At 65.4% G+C, this 24,708-nt stretch carries 22 protein-coding genes; 13 read left to right on the forward strand and 9 right to left on the reverse strand.

Annotation, left to right across the window (positions count from 1 at the left end):
- Positions 1-51: 51 nt before the first annotated feature.
- Positions 52-2,109 carry an EAL domain-containing protein gene (locus tag Atep_RS11775; RefSeq protein ID WP_213378696.1) on the forward strand — a complete coding sequence of 686 codons (2,058 nt, stop codon included), beginning with the start codon at positions 52-54 and terminating at the stop codon, positions 2,107-2,109.
- 10 nt (positions 2,110-2,119) lie between these two features.
- Here Atep_RS11775 and Atep_RS11780 read toward each other — a convergent pair whose 3' ends face one another.
- The 8 genes from Atep_RS11780 to Atep_RS11815 form a co-directional block, all read right to left on the reverse strand.
- Positions 2,120-2,401 carry a hypothetical protein gene (locus tag Atep_RS11780; RefSeq protein WP_213378697.1) on the reverse strand — a complete coding sequence of 94 codons (282 nt, stop codon included), beginning with the start codon at positions 2,399-2,401 and terminating at the stop codon, positions 2,120-2,122.
- A 170-nt stretch (positions 2,402-2,571) separates the two neighbouring features.
- A complete protein-coding gene (locus Atep_RS11785) occupies positions 2,572-3,096 on the reverse strand; it encodes a DUF948 domain-containing protein (protein WP_213378698.1) in 525 nt (174 codons plus the stop codon).
- 37 nt (positions 3,097-3,133) lie between these two features.
- Complete coding sequence (locus tag Atep_RS11790; protein ID WP_213378699.1) at positions 3,134-3,766, reverse strand: ParA family protein; 633 nt, start codon at positions 3,764-3,766, stop codon at positions 3,134-3,136.
- Positions 3,767-3,908: 142 nt separating this feature from the next.
- A complete protein-coding gene (locus Atep_RS11795; RefSeq protein ID WP_213378700.1) occupies positions 3,909-5,129 on the reverse strand; it encodes an RNA-guided endonuclease InsQ/TnpB family protein in 1,221 nt (406 codons plus the stop codon).
- Between the two features lie 153 nt (positions 5,130-5,282).
- Positions 5,283-6,053 carry a hypothetical protein gene (locus Atep_RS11800; RefSeq protein ID WP_213378701.1) on the reverse strand — a complete coding sequence of 257 codons (771 nt, stop codon included), beginning with the start codon at positions 6,051-6,053 and terminating at the stop codon, positions 5,283-5,285.
- Positions 6,054-6,141: 88 nt separating this feature from the next.
- Positions 6,142-6,576 carry a hypothetical protein gene (locus tag Atep_RS11805; RefSeq protein WP_213378702.1) on the reverse strand — a complete coding sequence of 145 codons (435 nt, stop codon included), beginning with the start codon at positions 6,574-6,576 and terminating at the stop codon, positions 6,142-6,144.
- Between the two features lie 185 nt (positions 6,577-6,761).
- Positions 6,762-10,631, reverse strand: a complete 3,870-nt coding sequence (locus Atep_RS11810; RefSeq protein WP_236786174.1) for an efflux RND transporter permease subunit — start codon at positions 10,629-10,631, stop codon at positions 6,762-6,764.
- A gap of 42 nt (positions 10,632-10,673) precedes the next feature.
- Entirely contained in the window at positions 10,674-11,780 is a 1,107-nt protein-coding gene (locus Atep_RS11815) for an efflux RND transporter periplasmic adaptor subunit (protein ID WP_213381634.1), read from the reverse strand.
- Positions 11,781-12,060: 280 nt separating this feature from the next.
- On the opposite strand from Atep_RS11815, the gene Atep_RS11820 reads away from it, so the two are divergent.
- From Atep_RS11820 to Atep_RS11870, 11 genes are all read left to right on the forward strand, one after another.
- Complete coding sequence (locus Atep_RS11820) at positions 12,061-12,384, forward strand: type II toxin-antitoxin system RelE/ParE family toxin (RefSeq protein WP_213378703.1); 324 nt, start codon at positions 12,061-12,063, stop codon at positions 12,382-12,384.
- Positions 12,381-12,713 carry a helix-turn-helix domain-containing protein gene (locus Atep_RS11825; RefSeq protein WP_213378704.1) on the forward strand — a complete coding sequence of 111 codons (333 nt, stop codon included), beginning with the start codon at positions 12,381-12,383 and terminating at the stop codon, positions 12,711-12,713. The genes Atep_RS11820 and Atep_RS11825 overlap by 4 nt, the downstream gene beginning before the upstream one ends.
- A gap of 317 nt (positions 12,714-13,030) precedes the next feature.
- Positions 13,031-14,479 carry a dynamin family protein gene (locus tag Atep_RS11830; protein WP_213378705.1) on the forward strand — a complete coding sequence of 483 codons (1,449 nt, stop codon included), beginning with the start codon at positions 13,031-13,033 and terminating at the stop codon, positions 14,477-14,479.
- A gap of 15 nt (positions 14,480-14,494) precedes the next feature.
- Positions 14,495-15,562, forward strand: coding sequence for a quinolinate synthase NadA (nadA, locus tag Atep_RS11835; RefSeq protein ID WP_213378706.1), 1,068 nt, complete (start codon positions 14,495-14,497; stop codon positions 15,560-15,562).
- A gap of 195 nt (positions 15,563-15,757) precedes the next feature.
- Positions 15,758-16,315, forward strand: a complete 558-nt coding sequence (locus tag Atep_RS11840; protein WP_213378707.1) for a NapC/NirT family cytochrome c — start codon at positions 15,758-15,760, stop codon at positions 16,313-16,315.
- A gap of 33 nt (positions 16,316-16,348) precedes the next feature.
- Positions 16,349-17,320: an ankyrin repeat domain-containing protein gene (locus Atep_RS11845; RefSeq protein WP_213378708.1), complete on the forward strand. Its 972-nt coding sequence runs from the start codon at positions 16,349-16,351 to the stop codon at positions 17,318-17,320.
- A 135-nt stretch (positions 17,321-17,455) separates the two neighbouring features.
- Positions 17,456-18,055 carry a c-type cytochrome gene (locus Atep_RS11850; protein WP_213378709.1) on the forward strand — a complete coding sequence of 200 codons (600 nt, stop codon included), beginning with the start codon at positions 17,456-17,458 and terminating at the stop codon, positions 18,053-18,055.
- A gap of 15 nt (positions 18,056-18,070) precedes the next feature.
- A complete protein-coding gene (fccB, locus tag Atep_RS11855; protein ID WP_213378710.1) occupies positions 18,071-19,366 on the forward strand; it encodes a sulfide-cytochrome-c reductase in 1,296 nt (431 codons plus the stop codon).
- Between the two features lie 206 nt (positions 19,367-19,572).
- Complete coding sequence (locus tag Atep_RS11860) at positions 19,573-20,235, forward strand: protein-L-isoaspartate(D-aspartate) O-methyltransferase (RefSeq protein WP_213378711.1); 663 nt, start codon at positions 19,573-19,575, stop codon at positions 20,233-20,235.
- A complete protein-coding gene (locus tag Atep_RS11865; RefSeq protein WP_236786176.1) occupies positions 20,232-22,514 on the forward strand; it encodes a tRNA(Met) cytidine acetyltransferase TmcA in 2,283 nt (760 codons plus the stop codon). The genes Atep_RS11860 and Atep_RS11865 overlap by 4 nt, the downstream gene beginning before the upstream one ends.
- Before the next feature lie 67 nt (positions 22,515-22,581).
- Positions 22,582-22,728 (forward strand): hypothetical protein, encoded by a 147-nt coding sequence (locus Atep_RS11870; protein WP_213381820.1) that lies wholly within the window; start codon positions 22,582-22,584, stop codon positions 22,726-22,728.
- Positions 22,729-22,763: 35 nt separating this feature from the next.
- Here Atep_RS11870 and holA read toward each other — a convergent pair whose 3' ends face one another.
- Positions 22,764-23,774 carry a DNA polymerase III subunit delta gene (holA, locus tag Atep_RS11875; protein ID WP_213378713.1) on the reverse strand — a complete coding sequence of 337 codons (1,011 nt, stop codon included), beginning with the start codon at positions 23,772-23,774 and terminating at the stop codon, positions 22,764-22,766.
- A 51-nt stretch (positions 23,775-23,825) separates the two neighbouring features.
- Here holA and Atep_RS11880 point away from each other — a divergent pair, with 51 nt between their 5' ends.
- On the forward strand, positions 23,826-24,680 hold the full coding sequence (locus Atep_RS11880) for a pentapeptide repeat-containing protein (RefSeq protein ID WP_213378714.1): 855 nt from the start codon (positions 23,826-23,828) through the stop codon (positions 24,678-24,680).
- Positions 24,681-24,708: the final 28 nt, after the last annotated feature.

A 24,708-nucleotide genomic window follows, 5' to 3' on the forward strand; every position in this document is an offset into this window, starting at 1 on the left:
GAAGACCGATAATCGACCCTCAGCGATGGACCCGACTCGAACGACACCCGTATGCCTACGCACAGTCAACAACCGACGCTGCTCATCATCACATCCGAGACCAGTGAGGCCGAGCGATTGATGGCGACGCTCCGCGAGGCGCGGCTGGCCGAGCGCAGCCTCTCGATCCCCGGCGCCGAGCACCTCGACAAGGTGATCGCCGAGCGCGGTTGCGATCTCATCCTCTGCTGTGGCTATGACCGAGACGTGGAGGTCGACAAGGTTCTGACGGCCTACAAGCGCCTGAAGACGGATGTCCCCCTGATCCTGCTCGCCGATCCGGACCAGTGGGAGACGGAGGCGGCCAGGGCAAGGCGTGCCGGTGCGCGCGACATCGTGCGCCGCGCCGACCCCGAGCATCTGCGGCTGAGCGTGGCGCGCGAGCTGGCCGACCTGAAGGCCAGACGCGCGGCCGAGGGTCTGAAAGCCCGTCTGCGTCAGTGCGAACAGAGCGCCCTGCGACTCACGGAGGTCACGCGCGCCGGTGTGGCCTTCGTGCAGGATGGTCTGCACATCGAGGTCAACCCGGCCTATGCCCGACTCTTCGGGCAGGTCTCGACCGAGGACGTGCTGGCCACGCCCCTGCTCGATCTCTTCGCACCCGAGCATCACGCCGCGATTCGTGACCTGCTCAAGTCGAGTGATTCATCCGCCCCAGAGACCGTCACGCTGCTCGATGTCGGCTGTCTGCGTCCCGACGCGACACGCTTCGAGGCACGCCTGCTCGCCTCGCCGAGCGAGTTCGAGGGCGAACCCTGTCTGCGCCTGATCCTCCAGCCGATCGAGACGACGCCCACCTGCGCGGTCGCCGCCGCCCGCGCGGACATGGCCCCGCCGCCCGCCGGACTGAAGGCCCTGATCACCGAGATCGAGTCCCACATCGACGAACAGCGCCTCGTCACCCGCCCCTTCGCCATCTTCTTCATTCGCGTCGCCAAGATCGCCGATGTGATGCACGACATGGGACTGTCGATCGGGCTCGAACTGCTCGACGAGTTCAGTGACACCCTGAGCGGCATCGTCGGCGGGCGCGGCTTCCTGTCGCGCGTGAGCGAGGACGGATTCGGACTCGTCGTCGACGGACTCGACGAACTCGGCGCCCAGGCCCTGGCCGCCGAACTGACCGCCCAGGCGCGCCTGCCCGCGCGCGCGGCCGTGCAGGACGCCACGGTGCCCGATTGTCAGATCGGCTATTTCCTGGTGAGCGATCGGGCCTCGGCGCCCGAGGACATCATCAACGCCGCATACCGGCTCTGTATCGGCCATCGTTATGCGAGCGACGGCGCGGCGGGCGAGCGCGAGACCGCCCCCGCCGAGGACGAGGAAGCGGCGATCGCGCGCAAGATCGAGTACGCGCTGCGCAACGATCAGCTCAAGCTGGTCTATCAGCCCATCATCAGCCTCATGGGCGACAGCCAGGAGAACTATAGCGTCCTGCTGCGGCTGTTCGACGAGGACGAGAACCTGCTCGAGGCCAAGGATTTCATCGGCACGGCGATCCGTCGCGGTCTGATCGAGGAACTCGACAAGTGGACCATCCGTTCGGCCATCGAGGTCATCGGCCGGCAGCGGCGCGCGGGTCAGGGCCTGAGTCTGTTCATCACCCTGTCCGAGGACACCCTGCGCAATCCGAACATCGTGCTCTGGATCTGCGACTGTCTGCGTGAGTTCGACGTGCGCGGCAACTGGTTGACGATCCAGTTCCAGGAGGACATCGTCGTCGGCAACCTGGCCAGCATCAGCAAGCTGGTCGAGACGCTGCACAAGATCAAGTGCCGTGTGGCCATCAACCAGTTCGGCGCCACCGAGCGCCCGGAGATGCTGCTCCAGGTGCTCGCGCTCGATTTCGTGCTCATCCGTCCGGCGTTGGCGCAGGGACTGGCCGACGACGGCGCCAAACAGCAGCGCCTCCTGCAGCTCGCGACACTGGCGCGTGAGTTCAACGTCAAGAGCGTCGTCACCGGCGTCGAGGACGCGCGCGCCCTGACCGTGCTCTGGACAGCGGGCGTCGACTATGTGCAGGGGAACTTCCTCCAGCGCCCCTCGACCACGCTCGAGGTCCAGACCTGAGCCGGTCGGCTCAGGGGCGGCGCATCGAGAGCCCGGAGGTGGAGCGCCTGGATAGAGGCTGTTGCGATGCGTCCGCGGACTGGGCGCGCTTGGGTTTCATCAAGCGGCTCTTGAGCAGCGAATTGGATTCGTTGTCCAGTCGGTTCGACAGCAACCGGCGACTTTGCGGCATGGGGCGCGGCGCCTGTTCCTTGAGTGAGCCGGCATTGGACTGCGACGACCAGACGCCTTGGTCGAGCAGGCGCCGGATCATGGCCGCATCCACCGTCCCAGCGGCGCCGACGAAGGCCATCTCGGGACGCAGATCCAGTCCGATGTGGTCGCGCGCCTGTTGCGAATAGGGTTGCAGCCCCGATTCGACCTGTGCCGACAGCGTCCCGGCGAAGGTGCTGATCGGATCGGCGATGCTCAGACGCCCATTGTCGTAGATACTCGGGGTCGTTTGGTTTCGTCCGGGTCCGACTACCAGGGCATGAACCCGTTTATGAACTGCATCGGCCGGCTGATGCTCTGATTCATCACCGCCATGTCACGCCCCATGGCGGCGGTCGACTGGGTCATGACGCGCATCGAGCGATCCATCTCCTGGATGCTGGCCAGCATGGGCTGGAGGGTGTCGACGTCCTGCGCCATGGACTCGACGCTCGCCGTCATGACGCGCACGTTGCGGCTCATCTGGGCGACGTTGTCCGACATCGACTGCATGTTGCTCGCCATCACCGTCATGTTGGTGTCGACGCTGATGGCCAGATAGTGCACGTCCTTGGCCAGACTGAAGACCAGATAGAACCCATAGGCGGCCAGGATGATGAAGGCGAACAGCGAGGGATAGACGATGAGCTCCCAGCGCTTGGCGCTGGTCTCGAAGGCCTGCGACAGGCGGTCGATCGCATAGGCGTTGACCTGAGTCTCGGAAGCCTCGGGGCCAAGCGCCTCGGCCCGGATCTCCGTGCTGCGACTGTCGCCTGGAGTCTCGTTGTCCCGCATGATGGATTCTCAGCCTGGCCAGTGGTCGGTACACACATCAACCGACGAGACGCGGATAGAGCGCCGCCGTCAGACTCATGAACTCGCGCGCGCCCTTGCCGCGCGGCTCCAGCTCGAAGACCGCCAGGCCCTCGCTGAAGGAGCGCCGGAAGACCGTGCGCTGCGAGAGCCGTGGCTTGATGAAGCGCAGTCCGGGCAGTGAGACGAGCGCGGCGGCCGTCTCGTTGGTCTCCTGCACGGCGTGATGGGTGTCGCCGCGATTGATGAAGCCGATGATCTCGGGCGGGGTCTCGCGTTCGACCGTCCGGATCATCTGGATGAAGCGCTGGGTCGACCAGATGTCGGCCTGTGAGGGCGGCACGGGGACCACGACCCGATCGCAGATGGCGAGCGCCCGGCGCAGGCTCTCCATGTCCGAGGTGCCGACGTCGATCAGCGTCTCGTCGGCCTCGCGCAGACGCGACTCGGTCAAGGCGTCCTTGTCGAAGACCTCGATCCTGGGCTTGAAGCCCTCTTCGCCGCGCACCTCGACCACATCGGCCAGCGTGGCCTGGGGGTCGGCGTCGACGAGAACCACGCTGGCCTCGGCCATGACGAGCCAGACGGCGAGGTTGAAGGTCAGCGTGCTCTTGCCCGATCCGCCCTTCAGACTTCCAACGATCGTGATCATGGTGCTCGTAATCCAGAACGACTAGGCGCGATGTTCGCGGTGGACCGGAACAGGGCGCGTTCGGTGAGGCGTTCGCACCCTGTGCCGTCGGTTCGGTGTTTGACATCCTCCCCGGCCTGAAGGCCGGAGATTCCTACGGCGCTCAGGCGCGGCATTGAGCCACCCCCGAGTCGCTTCGGTGGGTTCCTGCGGCCGGCGGCCTTACCGCACCGCTCGCTTCACAGGCTAACCGGGCGTGTCCCGCCCTTAGAACGTTGATCGCGCCGACCACATCGGCGTTTTCCTCGAAACCGCATTCCACGCACTCGAACCGGGCTTGTGTTCGGCGATTCTCCGCCGACATATAGCCGCAACAGGGACAGGTGCGGCTCGTGTTCTGCGGTGGTACGGCAATGAGATGGCCGCCGCTCCACGCCAACTTGTAGTCCAGTTGACGGCGAAACTCGAACCAACCCTGATCGAGGATGGACTTGTTCAGGCCGGATTTGGCCCGAACGTTTCTTCCCGGCGCCTCTGCTGTGCCTGCCGCCGACTTCGACATATTCCTCACCTGCAAGTCCTCGATACACACCATCGCGTGGTTTTGGCTGATCGTGGTGGAGCACTTGTGCAGGTAGTCGCGGCGGGCATTGCCGATGCGGGAATGAATCTTCCGGACGCGGGCTTTGGCCTTCTTCCAGTTGTTGCTGAACTTGACCTTGCGGCTCATCGCCTGCTGCGCACGGCGCAAGCGCGTTTCATGCCGCTTGAAGCTGTTGAGCGGCGCATAGAACGTGCCGTCTGACAGCGTGGCAAAGCGTGCCACACCCATATCGATGCCGACCGCGCCGCCTTTCGGCAACGGTTGTTCAACCTCACGCTCAGTCTGGATCGACACGAACCATTTGCCGCAAGACCGGCTGACGGTGACGTTCTTCACCGTGCCGAGCACCTCGCGGCTGTTGCGGTAGCGCAGCCGGCCGAGTTTGGGTAGGAACAGGCGGCTGTTGGCTTGGTCGAGCTTGATCTGTTTCGGGTCGGGATAGCGGAAGCTGTCCGACCGGCCTTTCTTCTTGAAGCGCGGGAAGTCGGCCCGCTTGGCGAAAAAGTTGCTGTAGGCCCGCTCCAAATCCTTGAGCGCCTGTTGCAAGGGATGGACGGGTGCATCGGAGAGCCACACCGTTTCCGCGCCGTTGCGCCACTCGGTCAGTAGCTTGCACAACCCGGCATAGCCAAGCCTCGATTCGCCTTGCTCGTAACGCGCCTTCTGCAACGCCAGCGCCCGGTTGTAGACGAAGCGGCACGCCCCCGCGAAGCGGCGCAGGTTGCGCGCCTGGTCGCCGTTGGGCCGCAGTTCGTACTTGTAGGCTTGGAGACGTTGCATGGTTGGAATTATCTTTTTGGTCTATGAGCGATGGCAAAGAGATTAGACATGGACGGCACTGCGTTTTTGTCGCACAAAGCAAAAACCAAGGACGGCTACGCCGTCCGCGCTATCCTTCCCCGCCCTGAACGGCGGGGCTTGCCGCGCACCGGGTCAACGCGGTGCTGGCGGAGGCTCCATCTTGGAGTAGCCGTCCGGGACGCTGAAGAGCGCTTCGGGTTGCGGGCCGATCCGGATATTGGTCAGCTCACGCACGAAGCCGCCCGGAAACTCTTCGCGCACCGCGAGTTTCAACTCGGGGTCGTACCATTGCAGGGACTGAACCGGCGGCTCATTGGGCACTGTGGTCGTCATCTCCCACTTCTCGACCGCACGCCCGGCGATCGACTCGGTGCCGAGCATCCGCAGTTCCATGGATTGACCGTCGGGCATCTGGTACTTGAGCGGCAGGCCGCGCTCGACGTCGAGCCACTGGGCGCCGGTCAGGGTCTGACCCTCGTGCGTCATCGACATCTCCCACTTGATCGCATGTCGCCCGGCGACGTCCTCCTCACCGACGCGGGTGCAGGTCAAACCCTCGATGCCCTGACAGGGATTGGTCTCGGCCGAGGGTGTCGGCATCGATCCGGGGGCCGCGCCGCCCATCGGCGCCGAGCGTTCCATGTAGGCCTTGCGATCGGGCAGGAGCATCCATTCCATCTGCCGGTTCTGATCGTGGATGCGAATCATCTCCTGGCCCTGGTGGGACATCTCGACCCGCATCCGATTGGCGCCGACATACATCTTGCCCGTGGTCGTCTGGCCGTCGGGTCCGCGACTGACCATGTCCGCCGAGAACTGGACACCGGCGATCTCGGCCTGAACCGAAGCCGTCAGAAGCAGACCGCCGAGGACCGCCCAGTGCGCTTGCTTATGGAGTCTCATCGTTATCGTTCCCCTCTCATCTCATCAATGGTTCCAGATCATACCGATCGCTGGGTCTCGATCCCTCGATTCGGTTCGTGCGCATCGCTCAGCGCGGCCACCAGGGGCCTGGCGGTGGTGCACCCGGCGCCAGGGTATCGAACAGTGTCGAGCGCTCGGGTGGATCGCCGCGACGTTCCTCGTCCGTGGGACGCCAGCGCGTGGTCGGCCCCTGACGCTCGCGCTCTCTGGGCGTGAGTGGTCGGAATCTGAGTTCCGAGTCCGGCTCGGTGACTTGGGTTCCACCCGCCGACGGCGGCGGATCACCGCGAAAGCGATATTCCGGCCGGGTGCCGGCCTCCGTCGCGGGCGACAGCCGCTGTCCAGGATCCATCCGGGGCCATTCCGTGCGCTCGGAATAGGGCTGCTCGTAACCTTGAGCGTAGTCGGGTTCCGGCTCCTGGAATCGAGACTGGGCCGATACCATGATCGGCGCCGCGATCCCCACGAGCAACATGAGCCAATACATGATGGCACCACCCATCAAACAGCACTCTTGGCTCGAAACGCATCGCTCTGAAACGGCCGGCGCTTGGCCATTGCAACGAACGTCCAGCAGAGACGTGGTTTGAATTGTCTGAATTGAATACTTAAATCGTTCCGGAATCAACGCCCGTCGACTCATATACGCCGGGCGTGTCCCTGCAGGGACACGCCCGGCGGCACGGCTCAATTCGAGTCGGGTGGCGAATCATCCTTCAGGCGAATCCCGCGTCTGGTCGTCTTACGCGGTGTCGCGGCAGTCTTCTTGGCTTCGCCCGTGGTCGATTTGGGCTTGGTCGCGCGCTTGGTCGTCGTCTTTTTGCGCGGCGTCTCGGCCGGGGTCTCGGTCTCCGGACCCGGCGTCGCGGCATCCGTCGCGTTCGCCGATGTCTCAGCGGACGTCGAATCGTCCGAGGACTCGGCGGACGGCGTCGAGACAGCCGAACCCCGAACCCTCGTTGCGACCGGAGGACGCGGCGCCGGCTTGGGTTTCTTGCCCATCAAACCCTTGAAGACCTCGCCGAGCAGCAGAAAGATGCCGCGGATCGCGTAGAAGACGAGCACCAGCGCCTCGATCAGCCCGCCCCACAGACGCCCGATCAGCCCGCGTGGCTTGGCGGTCGTCTTCCTGGGCGTCGAACGCACGGAACCCGTCGTCCGATCTTCGCGCTCCATCAGGCACGGGATCGCAACCCCGGCCGGCATGGAGGCCGCCGCGACCTTGCACATATCCTCCTTCGCGGCCACACAGCCGAGCGGGATGACGATCAGCGTCAGCAGCGTCGACACCAGCACACCCGAGAGCAGTGAGATCGCCATGCCCTGGAAGATCGGGTCGGTGATGATGACGCTCGACCCGGCCACCAGCGCCAGGGCCGTGATCAGGATCGGGCGCGTGCGGATCTTGCACGAACGGATCATGGCCTCGGCCACGGGCACGCCCTTCCGGATCTCGTGCACCGCGAAATCGACCAGCAGGATCGAGTTGCGCACGATGATACCGGCGAGCGCGATCCAGCCGATCATCGAGGTCGCGGTGAACTCACCGCCCTGCCCCAGGGCGAACATCACGGCATGGGCCGGGATGATGCCGAGCAGGGTCAGCGGAATCGGCGCCATGATCACCAGCGGGATGCGGAAGTTGCCGAACTCCCACACCACCAGGATATAGATCAGCACCAAGGCGACCATGAAGGCCGCGCCCATGTCGCGGAAGGTCTCGTAGGTGACGGTCCACTCGCCGCCCCACTCCCAGGCCAGCCGGCTGTCGTCCGGCGGTGGGCCGAGCCAGTAGAAGGCGTCGCCGAAGCCGGCGATCCCGGCCGGACGGCTGCCGTCCGGGGCCGTGTAGTTGGTCTCGGCCATCAGATCCTGGATCTGGAACATGGCATAGACCGGAGCGGCCAGACGCCCGCCGACATCCGAGACCACGTATTCGACCGGGCGCAGATCCTTGTGATAGATGATGTCGTCCTCGACGGCGCGCTGGAACTCGCCCAGCTCGCTCAGGGGCACGGTGTAGCCGAAGGTCGACTGGATCGGCAGATCGCCGAGGCGCTGGATCTGCGAGCGCTCCGCCAGCGGCACCTGGAGCAGGATCCGGATCGGCTCATGCCCGCTCTGACGGCCCGACTGCTGCTTGATGTCGCCCAGGGGCGTGCCGCCGAGCGCCATCGACAGATTGCGGTTGATGGTCTCGACCGAGATCCCGCGCCGGATCGCCTTCTCGGTGTCGACGTTGAAGCGCCAGTAGTCGAAGGGATCGCGCAGATAGTTGTCGACGTCGCGCGTGCTCTCGGCCTGCTCGAAGATCGCGGTCAGGTCGCGCGCGAACTGGCGGCGCGTCTCGGGCGAGGGACCATAGATCTCGGCGACCACGGATTGCAGCACCGGCGGTCCGGGCGGCATCTCGACCACGGCGATGCGCGCGCCCGTGTCCTCCTTGAGGCGTTCGAGCATCTCGCGCGCCGCAACTGCGATCTGGTGACTGCTGCGCTCACGCTCGGTCTTGTGCTTGAGCTGGACCTGCAACTCGGCCTGCCAGGGCTCGGAGCGCAGATAGTAGTGACGCACCATGCCGTTGAAGTCGAAGGGCCGCGAGGTGCCGGCATAGAGCTGCACCGCCGTGACTTCCTCGATCTTACGGACCTCCTCGGCCATGCGATGGGCCAGATTGGCCGTCACCGGCAGCGCCGTGCCCTCGGGCAGGTCGATCACCACCGAGAACTCGGGCTTGTTGTCGAGCGGCATCATCTTGACCGCCACCCAGTTGAAATAGAAGAACGAGCAGGTGAAGAGGAAGATGCCCCAGAGCGTCAGCCGGAACAGCGAGCGCTTGCGCGGACTCTCCATCAGCGGCGTGAGCACGCGCCGGAAGAAACGCTCCAGCCGCTCCGAACCCTTGTGCTCACGCTTCTCGGCCGCGCGCAGATAGCTCATCGTCGGACGCAGCCACTTGGAGATGGCCAGATAGGGCGTGAACACGAAGGCCGCGAACAGCGAGATGAACATGGCCACCGAGCCGAGCTTGGGGATCGGCGCCATGTACGGTCCCATCATGCCGCTGACGAAGCCCATCGGCAGCAGCGCGGCGATGACGGTGAAGGTGGCCAGGATGGTCGGATTGCCGACCTCGCGCACGGCGTCGATGGCCGTCGCGTCATCCGTGCGGCCCTGCTCCAGCCAGCGCCGGTAGATATTCTCGACCACCACGATGGCGTCGTCGACCAGGATGCCGATCGAAAAGATGAGCGCGAACAGACTCACCCGGTCGATGGTCATACCCCAGATCCAGGCGGTGAACACGGTCATGAACAGCACGACCGGAATGACCAGCATGACCACGATCGCCGGACGCAGGGCGCGGAAGGCGACCAGCACCAGCACGAAGACGAAGAAGGTGGCCACCACGAGCTTGAAGATCAGCTCGTTGACCTTGTCGTTGGCGGTCTCGCCATAGTTGCGGGTGATGCTGACCTCGACGTTGTCGGGGATGCGCAAGCCGCGCAGTTCCTCGACCTTGTCGATGATGGCGTTGGCCACGGTCACGCCGTTGGTCAGCTCCTTCTTGGCGATGGCGAGCGTGACCGCCGGGCGGCCGTCGGCGCGTTCCTCGATCTCGGCGGCCGGACCCGTGTAATAGCTCACCAGTTGCGAGGCGTCCTCCTCGGGTCCGAGCCGGACGTCGGCGATGTCGTGCATGTAGACCGGCAGATCGTTGTAGGTGCCGACCACCAGCCGCTTGATGTCCTCGACGCCGGTCAGGAAGGCGCCGGTCGTCACCGAGAAGCGCGCCCCGCCGGTCTCGACCCCGCCGGCGACGGCCTCGGCGTTGGCGCTCTTGAGCGTCTGGGCGACCTGATCGAGACTGATGCGATAGCCCGACAGCCGCTCGGGCCAGACGTTGACCGTGACCTGTTCGCGCCGTCCGCCGACGATGAAGGCGTTGCCGGTGTTCTTGACCTGCTTGAGCGCCTGGAGCACGTCCTGCGCCAGCAGACGCAACTGGGCGTCATCGACATCGGCCGAACCGTCGCCGTCCAGATCCTTCGACCACAGTGTCAGGGTGACGATGGGCACGTCGTCGATGCCCTTGCTGCGCACCAGCGGCGGCAGCACGCCGGGCGGGATCTTGTCCATGTTGGAGGCGAGCTTGTCGTTCACCTTGACCAGCGACGGTCCCATGTCCTCGCCGACGTCGAACTCGACCGTCACCAGGCCCTCGCCGCGCTGCGAGGCCGAGTAGACATGCTTGATGCCGGGGATCTCGCTCATCAGGCGTTCGAGCGGCTGGACGGCCAGATTGGCCACCTGCTGCGCCGAGGCGCCCGGATACTGCACCAGGATGTCGATCATGGGCACCGAGATCTGCGGGTCTTCCTGCCGCGGCGTCATGATCAGGCCGAGCAGGCCCATCATCAGCATGGCGGCATAGAACAGCGGCGAGAGCGGCGAGCGGATGAAGAAACGGGCCGTGCGTCCGGCGATGCCCAGATGCTCGGCGTTCATCGCATGCGGCGCCTTGGCGTCCATCGGTGGGTCGAGCTCTTGATTCATGTGCGATCCAAGATCCAGAGGTTAGTGGAGTTCAGATCCGCTTCAACGATCCGGCGTGGCGCCCTTGGCCCAGCCCGCGCTGATCTGCGGCCCCGGATTGGCCAGCACGCGCTCGCCGGCACGCAGTCCGCTCAGCACGGAGACGAAGCCGCCGCTCAATTCCTCGCCGACGCGGATCAGGCGCAACTGGGGTTCGCCCTGCTCGTTGACGACATAGACGCCGGGCAGACTGCCGTTGTAGCGCACGGCGGTGAGCGGGATGACGGGGTTGGTGCGGGCCGGGGCGCTCTCGTCGGGCACCAGCACCTTGGCGTACATGCCGGGTTCGGAGACGCCCTGAGGCACATCGAACTTGATCTTGATCGTGTGGCGCTGCGGATCGGCCATGGGGAAGATCTGGGCCACGCGCACCGGGACGCGCCGGTTGCCCGGCTCGATCTCGGCCTGGACCATCTGGCCGTCACGCAGACCGGTACGCAGTCGCGCCGGGACGTCGACCTCGACCTGGAGATACTCGATGTCGGCGAAGTTCAGCAATGGCTGACCCGGCTGAACGGTGTCGCCGACCTCGACGTGCTTCTTGACGATCACGCCGGCGAAGGGCGCGATGCCGCGCGCGTCGCGGATCTTGGAGTCGAGCGCCTGCAACTCGGCCTGAAGACGCATCATGGCGCTCTGGGCCTCCTGGATCTGGATGCCGGAGGCGAAGATATCGGCCGAGCGCTCGGCACTCTGGTTGCGCTCACCGATGAAGCTCTCCATCGGGCGCGTGAACATCTGATCGAACAGATTCGGCAGGCCCATGCCGCCGGGCGCGGTGCGCGACTGGGGCGAATAGAGCTCGCGGTTGTACTGGACGCCGGCATTGCGCAGTTGGGCATCGGCGGCGGCCATCTGTGCCAGCAGGGCGCGGCGCTTGGCGACCAGCTCCTCGTCGCCGATGGCGACCAGCAGCTCGTCCTGCTCGAAGCGGTCGCCCTCGCGCCCGGCGATGAAGGTCACGCGCCCAGGGAGCTGGGCGGCGAGCGTGACCTCCTTGTAGGGCACGACGGTCCCGCCCAGCGAGACCGTGGGCGTGCCCTGGGCCTGTTGAACGACGAAGGTCTCACCCGTCTCGGCAGCCGCCGGCACGGGCGCGAACGCCACCATGCAGACGAGTAGACAGACACTGAAAGGGTTTGGAGTCTTGCTTCCCATCGGATCGCGCACCAATCGTTTTATGATTGTAATCAGGGTCGCCCGAGGGGCGAGGATGTGGTCGGAACAAACGATTGTGCAGTATGCCTGTAGCGCGATGGGACATTCAAGCAACGCAACACTTGATCACGCGAGGTCGTCACGTACCCGAAACACCTTCATCACCTCGTCGCCCAGAAGGATCTTTATTCATATACTTGTATAAAAAAGCGAATGCAAGCATCATCGCGGCATGAAGACACTCAAATTCATCGGCTCAAGCCTCGACGACCTACGCGCGATGCCGGCCGCCGTACGGCGTGCGCTGGGTGTCGAGCTGATGACCATCCAGTACGGTGGCGATCCAAGCGATTTCAAACCCATGAAAACGGTCGGCGCCGGCGCCTATGAAATTCGCTACCGAGGGGCCGACGGTGCCTTCCGGGTCATCTATGTCGCCAAGTTTGCTGAGGCCATCTTCGTTTTACACGCCTTCCAAAAGAAGACCCGGAAAACCGCCAAAGCCGATATCGATCTGGCGGCGCAACGCTACACACTGATTGGAGGATCGTCATGAGCACTCACGCGCCTTCCCTCCCACATGCCTCGAACACCGACCCCAAGGATCTCGACACCCGTATCATCGAGAGTAGCGGCAATGTGTTCACCGACCTCGGCTTCGATCCAGCCGAAGCCGAGGTGCTGAAACTGCGGGCCGAGGTGATGCTTCGCACTGCCGAACAGTTGAAAGCGCGTGGATGGACGCAGGCCGAGGCCGCGCGCCACCTCGGGATCACGCAACCGCGCGTCTCCCGACTGGTCAAGGGCAAGGTCGAAGACTTCAGTCTCGACATGCTGTTGACACTGGCGACGCGCGCCGGTCTTCGGCCTGAGCTGCGACTGTGAGTTCGATCATCGTCTCGAACGCCTGTTCGACCTTCTCGGTAAAATCCGCCTGCATCCGGACACACTCGACACCGGTCGCCGGCCGGACCTGTGCCAAAGCAAGCGGTGTGGCGGCCGACGGCAACCGGCGCCCTTGACGTCGACGTCCAGGCCGATTCGACCCGCGCCCGACATCCAGGCATGGCTACCGTCTAACCCTGTGTTGGGTGTACTATTTCGCCCTATTTTCCGTGGCACCCGAGCCCCGCCCCTGCCGACTCGTCGCGACATCCGCGACCGTGCCCGCTCAAACCATCAAGCAACCGAGGAATTTCCCGATGACGTCAACGGCCGACGCCCTGCAGCACCGTCTGTCCGAGCTCGAATCCCATCTGGAGCAAGAGAATCCTGTACTCCTGAGCGCGGTACAAAGTTTCCGGGTGCTCGACCGCGTGGCCTATCGCATGGGTCTAATGGAGCCGAATCAGTCCTTCGCGACCCAGATCCCCTGGTGGCCCCTGATCTCGGTCCTCGGCACCTTTTCGTCCGGCAAGTCGACCTTCATCAACTACTACCTGGGTCGCAAGCTCCAGCGCTCGGGCAATCAGGCCGTCGACGACCGCTTCACCGTCATCGTCTACAGCCCCGAGGACACCAGCCACACCCTGCCCGGCGTGGCGCTCGACTCCGATCCGCGCTTCCCCTTCTTCCGCATGTCGCACGCCATCGAGGAGGTCGCCGGCGGCGAAGGCAGCCGCATCGACACCTATCTCCAGCTCAAGACCTGCAACAGCGAGCGGCTGCGCGGCAAGATCATCATCGATTCGCCCGGATTCGACGCCGACGCCCAGCGCACCGGGGTGCTGCGCATCACGGATCACATGATCGATCTCTCGGATCTGGTGCTGGTGTTCTTCGACGCGCGCCATCCCGAGCCGGGCGCCATGCGCGACACCCTCAAGCATCTGGTCGCCGACACCATCAAGCGCGCCGACGCCGGCAAGTTCCTCTACATCCTCAACCAGATCGACTCGGCCGCCGGCGAGGACAACCCTGAGGACGTGGTCGCCGCCTGGCTGCGTTCCATCGGCGAGGCGGGCCTGACCGCCGGACGCTTCTACACCATCTATTGCCCCGAGGTGGCGATCCACATCCCCGACGAGCACAGGCGCAAGCGCTTCGAGAAGAAGCGCGACGAGGATCTCGGCGACATCTACCGGCGCATGGAGCATGTCGAGGTCGAGCGCGCCTATCGCATCATCGCCGCCCTGCGCAAGAGCGTGACCGAGTTCACCCGGGATTCCGTGCCCCTGCTCCAGGAGGCGATGCGCCGCTGGCGCCGACGTGCCCTGATCACGGACGCGGTGCTGTTGTTCGGAGCCGTCACCGGATTCATGACCTGGAGCCTCCAGGCCAACCAATGGCAGGGCATGACCTATCACGCCGAATGGCTGGATCTGGTCAAGAGCATCCCCTGGGGTGTGATGGGGCTGGAAGGCACCCTGCTGGCGCTGGTGATCCTGATCCACTTCGCGATCCGCCATCTGGCGGCACTCAGTCTGATGCACTGGTTGCGCAAGCGGGTCGAGAAAACCAATCCGCCCGGCAATGTCGTCGCGGCCTTCAGGAGCAACACCCGCTTCTGGCGGCCCATGATCCTGGGACGTCCGTTCGGCTGGGGCCGCAAGACGCGCATCGAGCTCGACGAGGTCTTGCAGAGCTGCGAGAGCTATATCCAGACCCTGAACGAGCGGTTCACCAACCCCAACCGCTTGCCCAAGAACTGACGGCAGAGCACACGCATGGCCAATTCCTCGTCCGAGACGCTCCCGATCCGTTCGATCGACGTCCCGCCGCACCCCCAGTGGCCGGCGTTGAGCGACGACGCGCGCGCCGATCTCCGATCGCGCATCCGTCGGCTGCTCAAGGAGCAAAACGCCGTCCTGGTCGCCCATTACTACACCGACCCCGAGCTCCAGTCGCTGGCCGAGGAGACGGGGGGATACGTCGCCGACTCGCTGGAGATGGCGCGTTTCGGCACCGAAACCGACGCCGAGACCCTGGTCGTCTGCGGTGTGCGCTTCATGGGCGAGACGGCCAAGATCCTCAACCCCGAGAAGCGGGTGCTGATGCCGGATCTGCGCGCGACCTGCTCGCTCGACGAGGGCTGTCCGGCCGACGAGTTCACCGCCTTCTGCGACGCCCATCCGGATCACACCGTCGTCGTCTATGCCAACACCAGCGCGGCGGTCAAGGCGCGCGCCGACTGGGTGGTCACCTCCAGCATCGCCCTGCCGGTGGTCGAGCATCTGGCCGCGCGCGGCGAGAAGATCCTCTGGGCACCCGACAAGCATCTCGGTCACTATGTCGAGCGCGTGACCGGGGCCGAGATGCTGCTCTGGAACGGCGCCTGCGTGGTGCACGAGGAGTTCAAGTCGTTCGCCCTGGAGCGGGTGCGCAAGCTGCATCCGGATGCGGCCGTGCTGGTGCATCCCGAATCGCCCGACGAGGTGGTCGATCAGGCCGACGTGGTCGGCTCGACCACCCAGTTGATCCGTGCGGTGGCCGAACTGCCGAACCGCGAGTTCATCGTCGCCACCGATGCCGGCATCTTCTGGAAGATGCGCCAGATCGCGCCGGACAAGATCCTCATCCCCGCCCCCACCGCCGGCGAGGGTGCGACCTGCGAGAGCTGCGCCCACTGTCCCTGGATGGCGATGAACGCGCTCCAGAATCTGAAACAGGTGCTGCTGACCGGCGATCAGGAGATTCGCATCGATCCGGCCATCCGTGCGCGTGCCGTCGTCTCCATCCAGCGGATGCTCGATTTCGCCCGCGAACGCGGCATCGGACGCCCGTCACGCACCTGATCCGGGTCCGCCCGGCGCACGAGACCGGCCGGGACGGCCTCGTGCGATCAATCGAGCACTATACATCCCGACCGGCTTTGCTTTAAGATCCATGACAATTGTCAATCAACACACCGCTCGATGAGCCTGACGCCCGTCCGAACGGTCGATACAGAGCGGCATCCTTGAGCCGCCGGCCTTTGGAGGATGTTTTCAATGTCGAAGCCCGAGGCTTCTTCGGCCAAGCGCTTTTCACTGCTCGCCCTGGGGTTGATGTTCGTCGGAGGCATCGCCTTCGTCTGGGCCGTCGATTTCGGCATCAAGGCCACCAATACCCTCGAATTCTGCACCTCCTGCCACACCATGCAGACCAATTTCGAGGAGTACAAGGAGTCGCTCCACTACAAGAACAACTCAGGCGTCCAGGCCGACTGCGCCGACTGCCATGTGCCCAAGGAACTCGGCCCTAAGCTCGTCACCAAGATCGTGGCCGCCAAGGATGTCTATCACGAGGTCATGGGCACCATCGACACGCCCGAGAAGTTCGAGGCCCGTCGCTGGTATCTGGCCAATCTGGTCTGGAAGCGCATGGAGGCCAGCGACTCGCGCGAATGCCGCAGCTGTCACGATTACGCCGACATGGATCTCTCCGAGCAGAGCCGCTCGGCGCGCAGTCGCCACTCGGCCGCGCAGGACAAGGGTCAGACCTGTATCGAGTGCCACAAGGGCGTGGTCCATCACGAGCCCATCGAGCCGGATGACGACGCCTCCTGATCCGGGAGTCGTTGCCCAAGCCAAGAGGCCGCCATGGACCCACATCGCACATTCCGCTTTCGCGCTCCGCTGCTCGTCTCCGCCCTGCTCCTGGCCGCTCCGGTCGTCTGGGCCGCCGAGACCGATCTGGAGACCGAGCTGCGCCTGACCGTCATGATCGGCGACGCCGAGACCGCCGCCACGCTGCTCGACCAGGGCGTGCCCGTCGACGCACCCAACCAGTTCGGCAAGACCGCGCTCATGTTCGCCGTCGAGGCCGACGACCTGGAGACGGTCGCCCTGCTGCTGAGCCGTGGCGCCGACGTCAACGCCCGCACCGTCGCCGGTTGCACGCCCCTGACCTTCGCCGCCGAGACCGGACACATCGGCATCAGCGCCCTGCTCCTGGAGCGCGGCGCCAATGTGCACGATCGCACCCGCTCCGGCTGGGATGCGCTCATGATCGCCTCGCGTCACGGCATCACCGACATGGTCGAGCAGTTGCTGTTCAAGGGCGCCGACCCCAAGGCCGCCGATCGCGATGGACGCACGGCGCTGATGCAGGCGGCGTCCAAGGGCGAGACCGGCGTGTTGCCGCTACTGGTCGAGGGCGGCGCGGATCTGGAGGCGCGCGACACGCAGGGCGCGACGGCGCTGCTCATCGCCGCCGATCAGGGGCATGTGGCCGTCGTCGAGACACTCGCCGGGCTGGGCGCCAAACTCGACGCCGTCGATGCGCTCGGTTCGACCGCACTCATCCTGGCCGTCGGTCATGGCCATGTCCCCATGGTCGAGCGTCTGCTCGCCCTGGGCGCCGACCCCAACCGGCAGGATCGGGAGGGCACCACGGCCCTGATGGAAGCGGTCGCCACCGATCACGCCGAGCTCATCGACCGGCTGATCGCCGCCGGCGCCCGGACCGATCTCAAGGACAACGCCGGCCGCACGGCCGCCGACATCGCCATTCAGATGAACCATCGGCAGGCGATCGCGCGTCTGGCACCGGAGACGTCCACGTCTCCCTGAACCACATCGGTCTGGAAATGACCTGTCTCTCGCAGGTACCCGATAGGTTCACGCGAAACTTCGGATCCAACCCATAACCTCATAACAAACACGGTTGAATCCCTGAATCAAACCAAGCAGGAGAGGAGCAACACCATGACCCCAAGCAACACGAGACTCACGCTCGCGGCCAGTGTGCTGGCGCTTGGACTCGCGTCCAACGCCGGGGCCGAACCCACCGCCGAGATGCTGGCCAACAACTGTGCCGGATGCCACGGCACCCATGGCAACAGCGTCGGCCCCGCCTCGCCCTCCATCGCCCAGATGGACCCGATCGTCTTCGTCGAGGTGATGGAAGACTTCAAGAGCGGCGAGATCCAGTCGACCATCATGGGCCGCATCGCCAAGGGCTACTCGACAGCGGACTTCGAGAAGATGGCCGGCTACTTCAAGCAGCAGACCTTCCAGCCCGCCAAACAGTCCTTCGACGCGGCGCTCGCCGACACAGGTGCCAAGCTGCACGAGAAATACTGCGAGAAGTGCCATGTCGAAGGCGGCAAACCGCTCGCCGACGAGGAGGACTACCACATCCTCGCCGGTCAGTGGACGCCGTACCTCCAGTACGCCATGTCGGACTTCCGCGAGGAGCGCCGCCCGATGGAGAAGAAGATGGCCAGTAAGCTCAGGGAGATGCTCAAGGCCGAGGGCGATGAAAGCCTCGATGCACTCTTTGCCTTCTACGCCAGCCAGCAATAATCGGGGGAGCCGGACATGACGTTGAACAGACGCGATTTCATCAAGACCTCGGGCGCTGCGATGGCGGCGGTCGGTATCCTGGGTTTCCCGCACATCGCCTTCGGCGCCGGGCGCAAGGTGGTGGTCGTCGGCGGCGGCACCGGCGGTGCGACGGCGGCCAAGTACATCAAGCTCGCCGACCCCAGCATCGAGGTTACGCTGATCGAGCCCGACAAGGACTACTACACCTGCTACATGAGCAACGAGGTCATCGGCGGCGACCGTCGGCTCGAATCGCTCAAGGTCGGCTATGACGGACTGCGGGCGCACGGCATCCAGGTGGTGCACGACAGCGCCACCGGCATCGATCCCGACAAGAAGGTGGTCAAGACCGCCGGCGGAGCCGAGTTCGGCTATGACCGCTGCGTGGTCGCTCCCGGCATCGAGCTGCTCTACGACAAGGTCGAGGGCTACAGCGAGGAGGCATCCACCAAACTGCCCCACGCCTGGAAGGCCGGCGAGCAGACCGCCATCCTGCGCCGGCAGCTCGAAGACATGAAGGACGGCGGAACCGTGGTCATTGCGCCCCCGCCCGCGCCCTTCCGCTGCCCGCCCGGACCCTACGAGCGCGCCAGCCAGATCGCCCATTATCTGAAGACCCACAAGCCCAAGTCGAAGATCCTCATCCTCGACGCCAGCCAGACCTTCTCCAAGCAGGCCCAGTTCACCAAGGGCTGGGAGCGGCTCTACGGCTTCGGCACCGAGAATGCTCTGATCAAATGGCAGCCTGGGCCGGATGCGGCCGTGGTCAAGGTCGATGGGACTGAGATGTCGGTCGAGACCAGTTTCGGCGACGCGGTCAAGGCCGATGTCATCAATCTCATCCCGCCGCAGCGCGCCGGCAAGATCGCCCAGATCGCCGGACTGACCAATGACGCCGGCTGGTGTCCGGTCGACATCAAGACCTTCGAGTCCACCCTCCACAAGGGCATCCATGTGATCGGCGACGCCTGTATCGCCGCGCCCATGCCCAAGTCGGGCTATTCGGCCAACAGCCAGGGCAAGGTCGCCGCCGCTGCGGTGGTCGCACTGCTCAAGGGCGAGGAGCCGGGCACGCCTTCCTATATCAACACCTGCTACTCGATCCTGGCCCCGGCCTATGGCATCTCGATCGCGGCTGTCTACCGCCCGAATGCCGATGGCTCGGCCATCGAGTCCGTGCCGGACTCGGGCGGCGTCACGCCGGTCGATGCGCCGGATTGGGTGCTGGAGCGCGAGGTGCAGTACGCCTATAGCTGGTACAACAACATCGTGCACGATACCTTCGGATAAGCACGAGAATGCAAGATCCCCGGATCTTGATTTCAAGGGGCCGACTGGCCCCTTTTTCATTGTGCGCTATCCTGAGTGCCGAACGATCCAGCGGGAGGCCCATCATGCCCTGTCAAACACGATCGAGTCGGATGGCGCGTGCCTGCTTGATGCTCGGCCTCGGCGCACTCGTCCCGGCCCATGCGACCGAATCGGAGGAAGCGGTCATGGCTGAACAACGTCATCGTCTGGTGGAGGAGATCCAGGCCGAGGTCCGTGCCGCGGCCCGCGAGCTGGGCTTCGACCGGCTCGATCCCAGGGTCGAGCAGGCACTGCGCACGGTGCCGCGCGAACGCTTCGTTCCGGAGTCGGAGCGAGCGCTCGCCTATGTCGACTCGCCGCTGCCGATCGGCGAGGGGCAGACCATCTCCCAACCCTATATCGTCGCCATCATGAGTCAGTTGCTCGACGTCGCTCCGGGCGATCGGGTCTATGAGCTGGGCACCGGGTCCGGCTATCAGGCCGCCGTGCTGGCCGCCATGGACGTCGAGGTCTATACGGTCGAGATCGTGCCCGAACTGGCCGAGCGGGCGGCGAAGACGTTGGCATCGCTGGGCTATGATCGGGTCCGGGTACGCGCCGGGGACGGCTGGCTCGGCTGGCCGGAGGCCGCACCCTTCGACGCCATCATCGTCACGGCGGCGGCGCCGCACATTCCGCGTCGGCTGGTCGACCAGCTCGCGCCCGATGGACGGCTGGTGATCCCCATGGGGGCGCCCGATCGCGTGCAATGGCTGGCGGTCTTCATGCGCGACAAAGGCGGCGAGCTGGTGCGGCGCGATCTGCTGCCGGTGCGTTTCGTGCCGGTCACGGGTGCGATGGAGCCTTGAGCGCTTCGCCGACGTTCGAGCCGGAACACAGGCGCTCGGCCGGCTTGCCCGATGCTCAGTGGATTCGCGATCGGCGCGAGTCGGCGCGTGCGCGTGGTCATCGTCTGACCCTATGGTTGCGCGGATCGCCCGCATGGACGGCGGACGGTGCGCGCCGGATCGTCGCGGCCCTGCCCGAACTCGATCGGGTCTGTCTCGCGGAGCGCCCGATCCTCGCCGAACCGAGCCGACCGCTGCGCTCGGCGACCCGTCTGCTTGGTCTAGATCTGGATCTCTTGATCCTTGACGTGCACGGTGGGTTCGATCCCGATGGGTTCGGTGCCGCCACGGGGGCGATTCGGGGCGGCGGGCTCTTGGTTCTGCTGACGCCGCCGGTCGCTGAGTGGTCGCGCCTGCCCGATCCGCAGGCCGAGCGGATTGCGGTCTGGCCATTCGAGCCGGCTGGATTGAGCCACCGTTTCATCGCGCGTCTCATCACCGTGCTGGAGTCTGACCCGACTGTCGTGCGTATCGACCAGGACGGCGCGGAGTCGATGACGGCATCGGTTGCCGGCGCCCGAGTCCCGAATACGCCCCCCTATGACCGGCATCGTCAATCGAAACACACTGACCCGGCCCATCCCTTCACACCCGATCAGGCCGAGGCCGTCGCGGCCATCCTCAAGACGGCGCATGGCCGCGCGCGACGTCCGCTGGTCCTGACCGCACATCGCGGGCGCGGCAAGAGTGCGGCACTCGGACTGGCCGCCGGTCGTCTCCTGCTCGAAGGCGGACGACGTCTGGTGGTGACGGCCCCCCGGCGCGAGGCGGTCGAGACGCTCTATCGTCATGCCGAGGCGGTCTTGATCGAGGCCGAACGGAGTGCCGGCCGGCCCCATGACGCCTCGACAGGACTCCAGTCGCTCGTCTTCCACTCACCGGCCGAACTCCTCGAACATGAACCCAAGGCCGATCTGCTCCTGGTCGACGAAGCGGCCGGTATCCCGGCCCCACTGCTGACGGCCCTGCTCGAACGCTATGGTCGCCTCGTCTTCGCGAGCACCGTGCATGGCTACGAAGGCACCGGACGCGGATTCGAGATCCGTTTCCGCGACACGCTGGATCGCCTGACACCCGACTGGCGTGCCCTCACCCTGGACACGCCCATCCGCTGGGCGGTCGATGATCCGCTCGAACGTCTGGTCTTCCACGCGCTCCTGCTGGATGCGGCTCCGGCGATCCCCGAGGCTGTCCTGGAAGCCGCCGGCGTCGATCCGGCCGGCCCGAACGCCCAGTGGCTCGACCGCGACGCCCTGCTCCGGGACGATTCCACCCTGCGCGAACTCTTCGGCTTGCTGGTGCTCGCCCACTATCAGACCCGGCCGCTGGATCTGCGGATGCTGCTCGACGGTCCCAATGTGCGCCTCCTGGTGTTGCGCCAGGCCGGGCACCTGGTCGGCACCCTGCTCGTCGCCGAGGAAGGCGGGATGGGTGATCCGGAACTGCGCGCGGCCATCTTTCGCGGCCGACGCCGACCGCGCGGCCATCTGTTGCCCCAGACACTCTCGGCCCATGCCGGCCTGCCGGAGGCGCCGAGCCGGCGCTATTGGCGCGTGATCCGGATCGTCGTGCATCCGGCCATGACGGGACAGGGCCTTGGGCGACGTCTGCTGAGCGGACTCGAACAGACCGCCCGCGCCGAGCGGATCGATCTTCTGGGGGCCGGCTTCGGGGCCACGACTGAGTTGCTGGAGTTCTGGCACGCCTGCGGCTTCGTGCCCGCACAGATCGGTACCAGTCGCAATGCGGCCAGTGGTGAGCACGCGGTCGTCGTGCTCCGGGCGATCTCGGAAGCGGGCGAACAGTTGCTCGAAGAGGCCCAACGACGCCTCACCGGCAGTCTACCGGTCTGGCTCGCCGGCCCACTGCGCGAACTCGATCCCGAGATCACCGCGACGCTCATCGCGATCCTGCCGACGCCGGAGGCAGTCGCATTCGCTCCGCACACCGCGTCAGGCGACTGGAGTTTCGAGCTGAACGCCTTCGTCACCGGATACCGGACGCTGGAAGCCAGTCTGCCGCTCCTGTCGACCCTGACCCATCGATACCTCGCCGACGCCCTGAGTACCGGGCGGATCGATCGACGCGAGTCCGCCCTGCTGGTCGCAGCCCTGCTGCAATATCATCCGCTCACTGGACTGGCGCGACGCTTTCGAGAACAGGGCCGTGAGGTACTGCTGGCTCGAATACGCGAAGTGTGCGGGCGGCTTCTCGCACGCGCCTCTGAAATCCGCCCATGAAAACGATGGAGGCAAGTCGAGCTTAAAATAAATCGATCCGCCCACCTTCAACCATCGGGAGCCGCGCATGAGCCAGGTTTCAGCGCAGGATGGCATCATCGTCGCCGTCATCGAACGTTTCGAGAAGTTCCGTCTGCCACGGGCGCTCGACATCAAGGCCAAGGTCGAGCGCCGAGCAGCGTTGAGTCGACCTCCGGCGCCGCCGTCTCGCTGAGTGGTACCGGGCCGGCTCCACGCTCGACAACCGCTTCAGATCGCCCCGCCGCTCATCCCATCGGCGATGACCGCGAGCCGATGCCAGGAATCGCCCGGCTCGACGCCCTTGATGGCGCGATCGACGCCGGCGCACTGAGACAGCAGTTCGCGTAGACGCCCCGGCGAGAGACGCCGCAACGCCCGCCCGATCGTCTCCTGCCGCATCCGGGGCACGCGATGTCTGGAGTAGACCTCGTCGAGCGAAGCCCGCCGCGCCACGGCACCCGCCGCTTCGGCCAGCATCCGCAGCTCGCGCGCCAGCACCCAGAGCACCAGCACATCGGCCGTCCCCTCGGCCCTGAGCACACTGAGCACACGCTGCACCCGTGCCCGATCTCCGTTCAGCGCCGCATCTGTCAGCGCAAAGAGATCGAACCGCGCACTGTCGGCCAGATTGCCGAGCAGGTCATCGAGTTCCAGCGGCCCCGGATCATGCAGCAGACGCAGTTTCTCGACCTCCTGCACCGCCGCCAGCAGATTGCCCTCGGAACGCTCGGCCAGCAGCGCCGCCACGCCCGCGCCCGGTTGAAAACCGACCGACTGCAACCGTTGCGCCAGCCAGCCTTCCAACTCACGTTCCTTCAACGGCCGGACCTCGATCACGGCCCCAATCGACTCGACCCGCTTGGCCCAGGCCGACTGCAATTCCTTGCGGTCCATGCCGGGCGCCAGGATCAGCAGCAGATCGTCCGCGCAGGGACGCTCGCAATAGGCGCGGATCGCCTCACTGCCCTCCTTGCCGACCTTGCCGTTGGCCACGCGCAACTCGATCAGTCGCCGTGACGAGAACAGCGACATCGTCTCCGCCACCGCCGCCAGCGCCCCCCACTTGAACTGACCCTCGGTGTCGAGGATCTCGCGCTCGTCGAACCCGGCGCGCCGCGCCGCCTCGCGCACCAGACGCGCCGCCTCGCCGAACTGATAGGGTTCGTCGCCGCAGATCAGGTAGACCGGCGCCGGCCCGGCCTTGAGCTTGGAGGCAAGCTCGTTGAAACGAATAGCCATGGTATATTTTCAGCCAACCAAAACCCGTCATCCCGTGGAGCACACTGGAACATGGTCGAGATCAAACATCGCGAAACCGGGGCGATCCTGGAAACGATCGCCGCCGATTCGTTCGTCGGCGCCGATCTGCGCGACATGCAACTGAGCGGCGCGGATCTGCGCGGGATGGATCTGAGCGGCGCCAACCTGACGTCGAGCGACCTCGACGGCGCCTGTCTGGCCGGCGCGCGTCTGGTCGATGCTATCCTGGTCGGCGTCCATCTGAAACAGGCCGATCTGAGCGAGGCCGATCTCACCCGCGCCCGGCTCGGTTCCGAGCATCCGGCGCGCTCGGCCATGCTCAATCACGCCAACCTCGCCGGCGCCCGACTGGCCCAGGCCGATCTGCGCGGCGTCGAGATCCGCTACGCCAACCTCCAGGGTGCGGACCTGAGTCACGCCGATCTGCGCGGGACGGATTTCCACGGCAGCGATCTGCGCTCGGTCAAGGCCACGAGCGCCCTCTTCATCCGCGCCAATCTGCGCGAGGCCGATCTCTCGGACGCCGATCTGCGCGACTGCCATCTCAACGACGCCAATCTGGTGCGCGCCAACCTGAGTCAGGCCGACCTGACCAGCACCAGACCCGACGGCTTCACCGTCATCAATCTGGCCAATCTGGAAGGGGCGAATCTCAATGGTGCCCGTTTGCGCGGTGTCCTGGCTCAGGATACCAACTTCCGCCACGCCAATCTCACCAACGTCGACCTGACCAACGCCAGCCTCGGCGGCTCCATCCTGCATCGGGCCGATCTGACCAATGCCGATTTCTCGGGCGTCGAGCTGGCCAGCGTCACCCTGGAGTTCGCCAATGTCTCCAAGGCGCGCAACGCCCAGGTGCCGAGCTACAAGCAGAATCTGCGCTAGCGCCCGTCTCACCTGCGATATCGGGCCG

Source organism: Allochromatium tepidum, from assembly GCF_018409545.1.
Lineage (GTDB): Bacteria > Pseudomonadota > Gammaproteobacteria > Chromatiales > Chromatiaceae > Thermochromatium > Thermochromatium tepidum_A.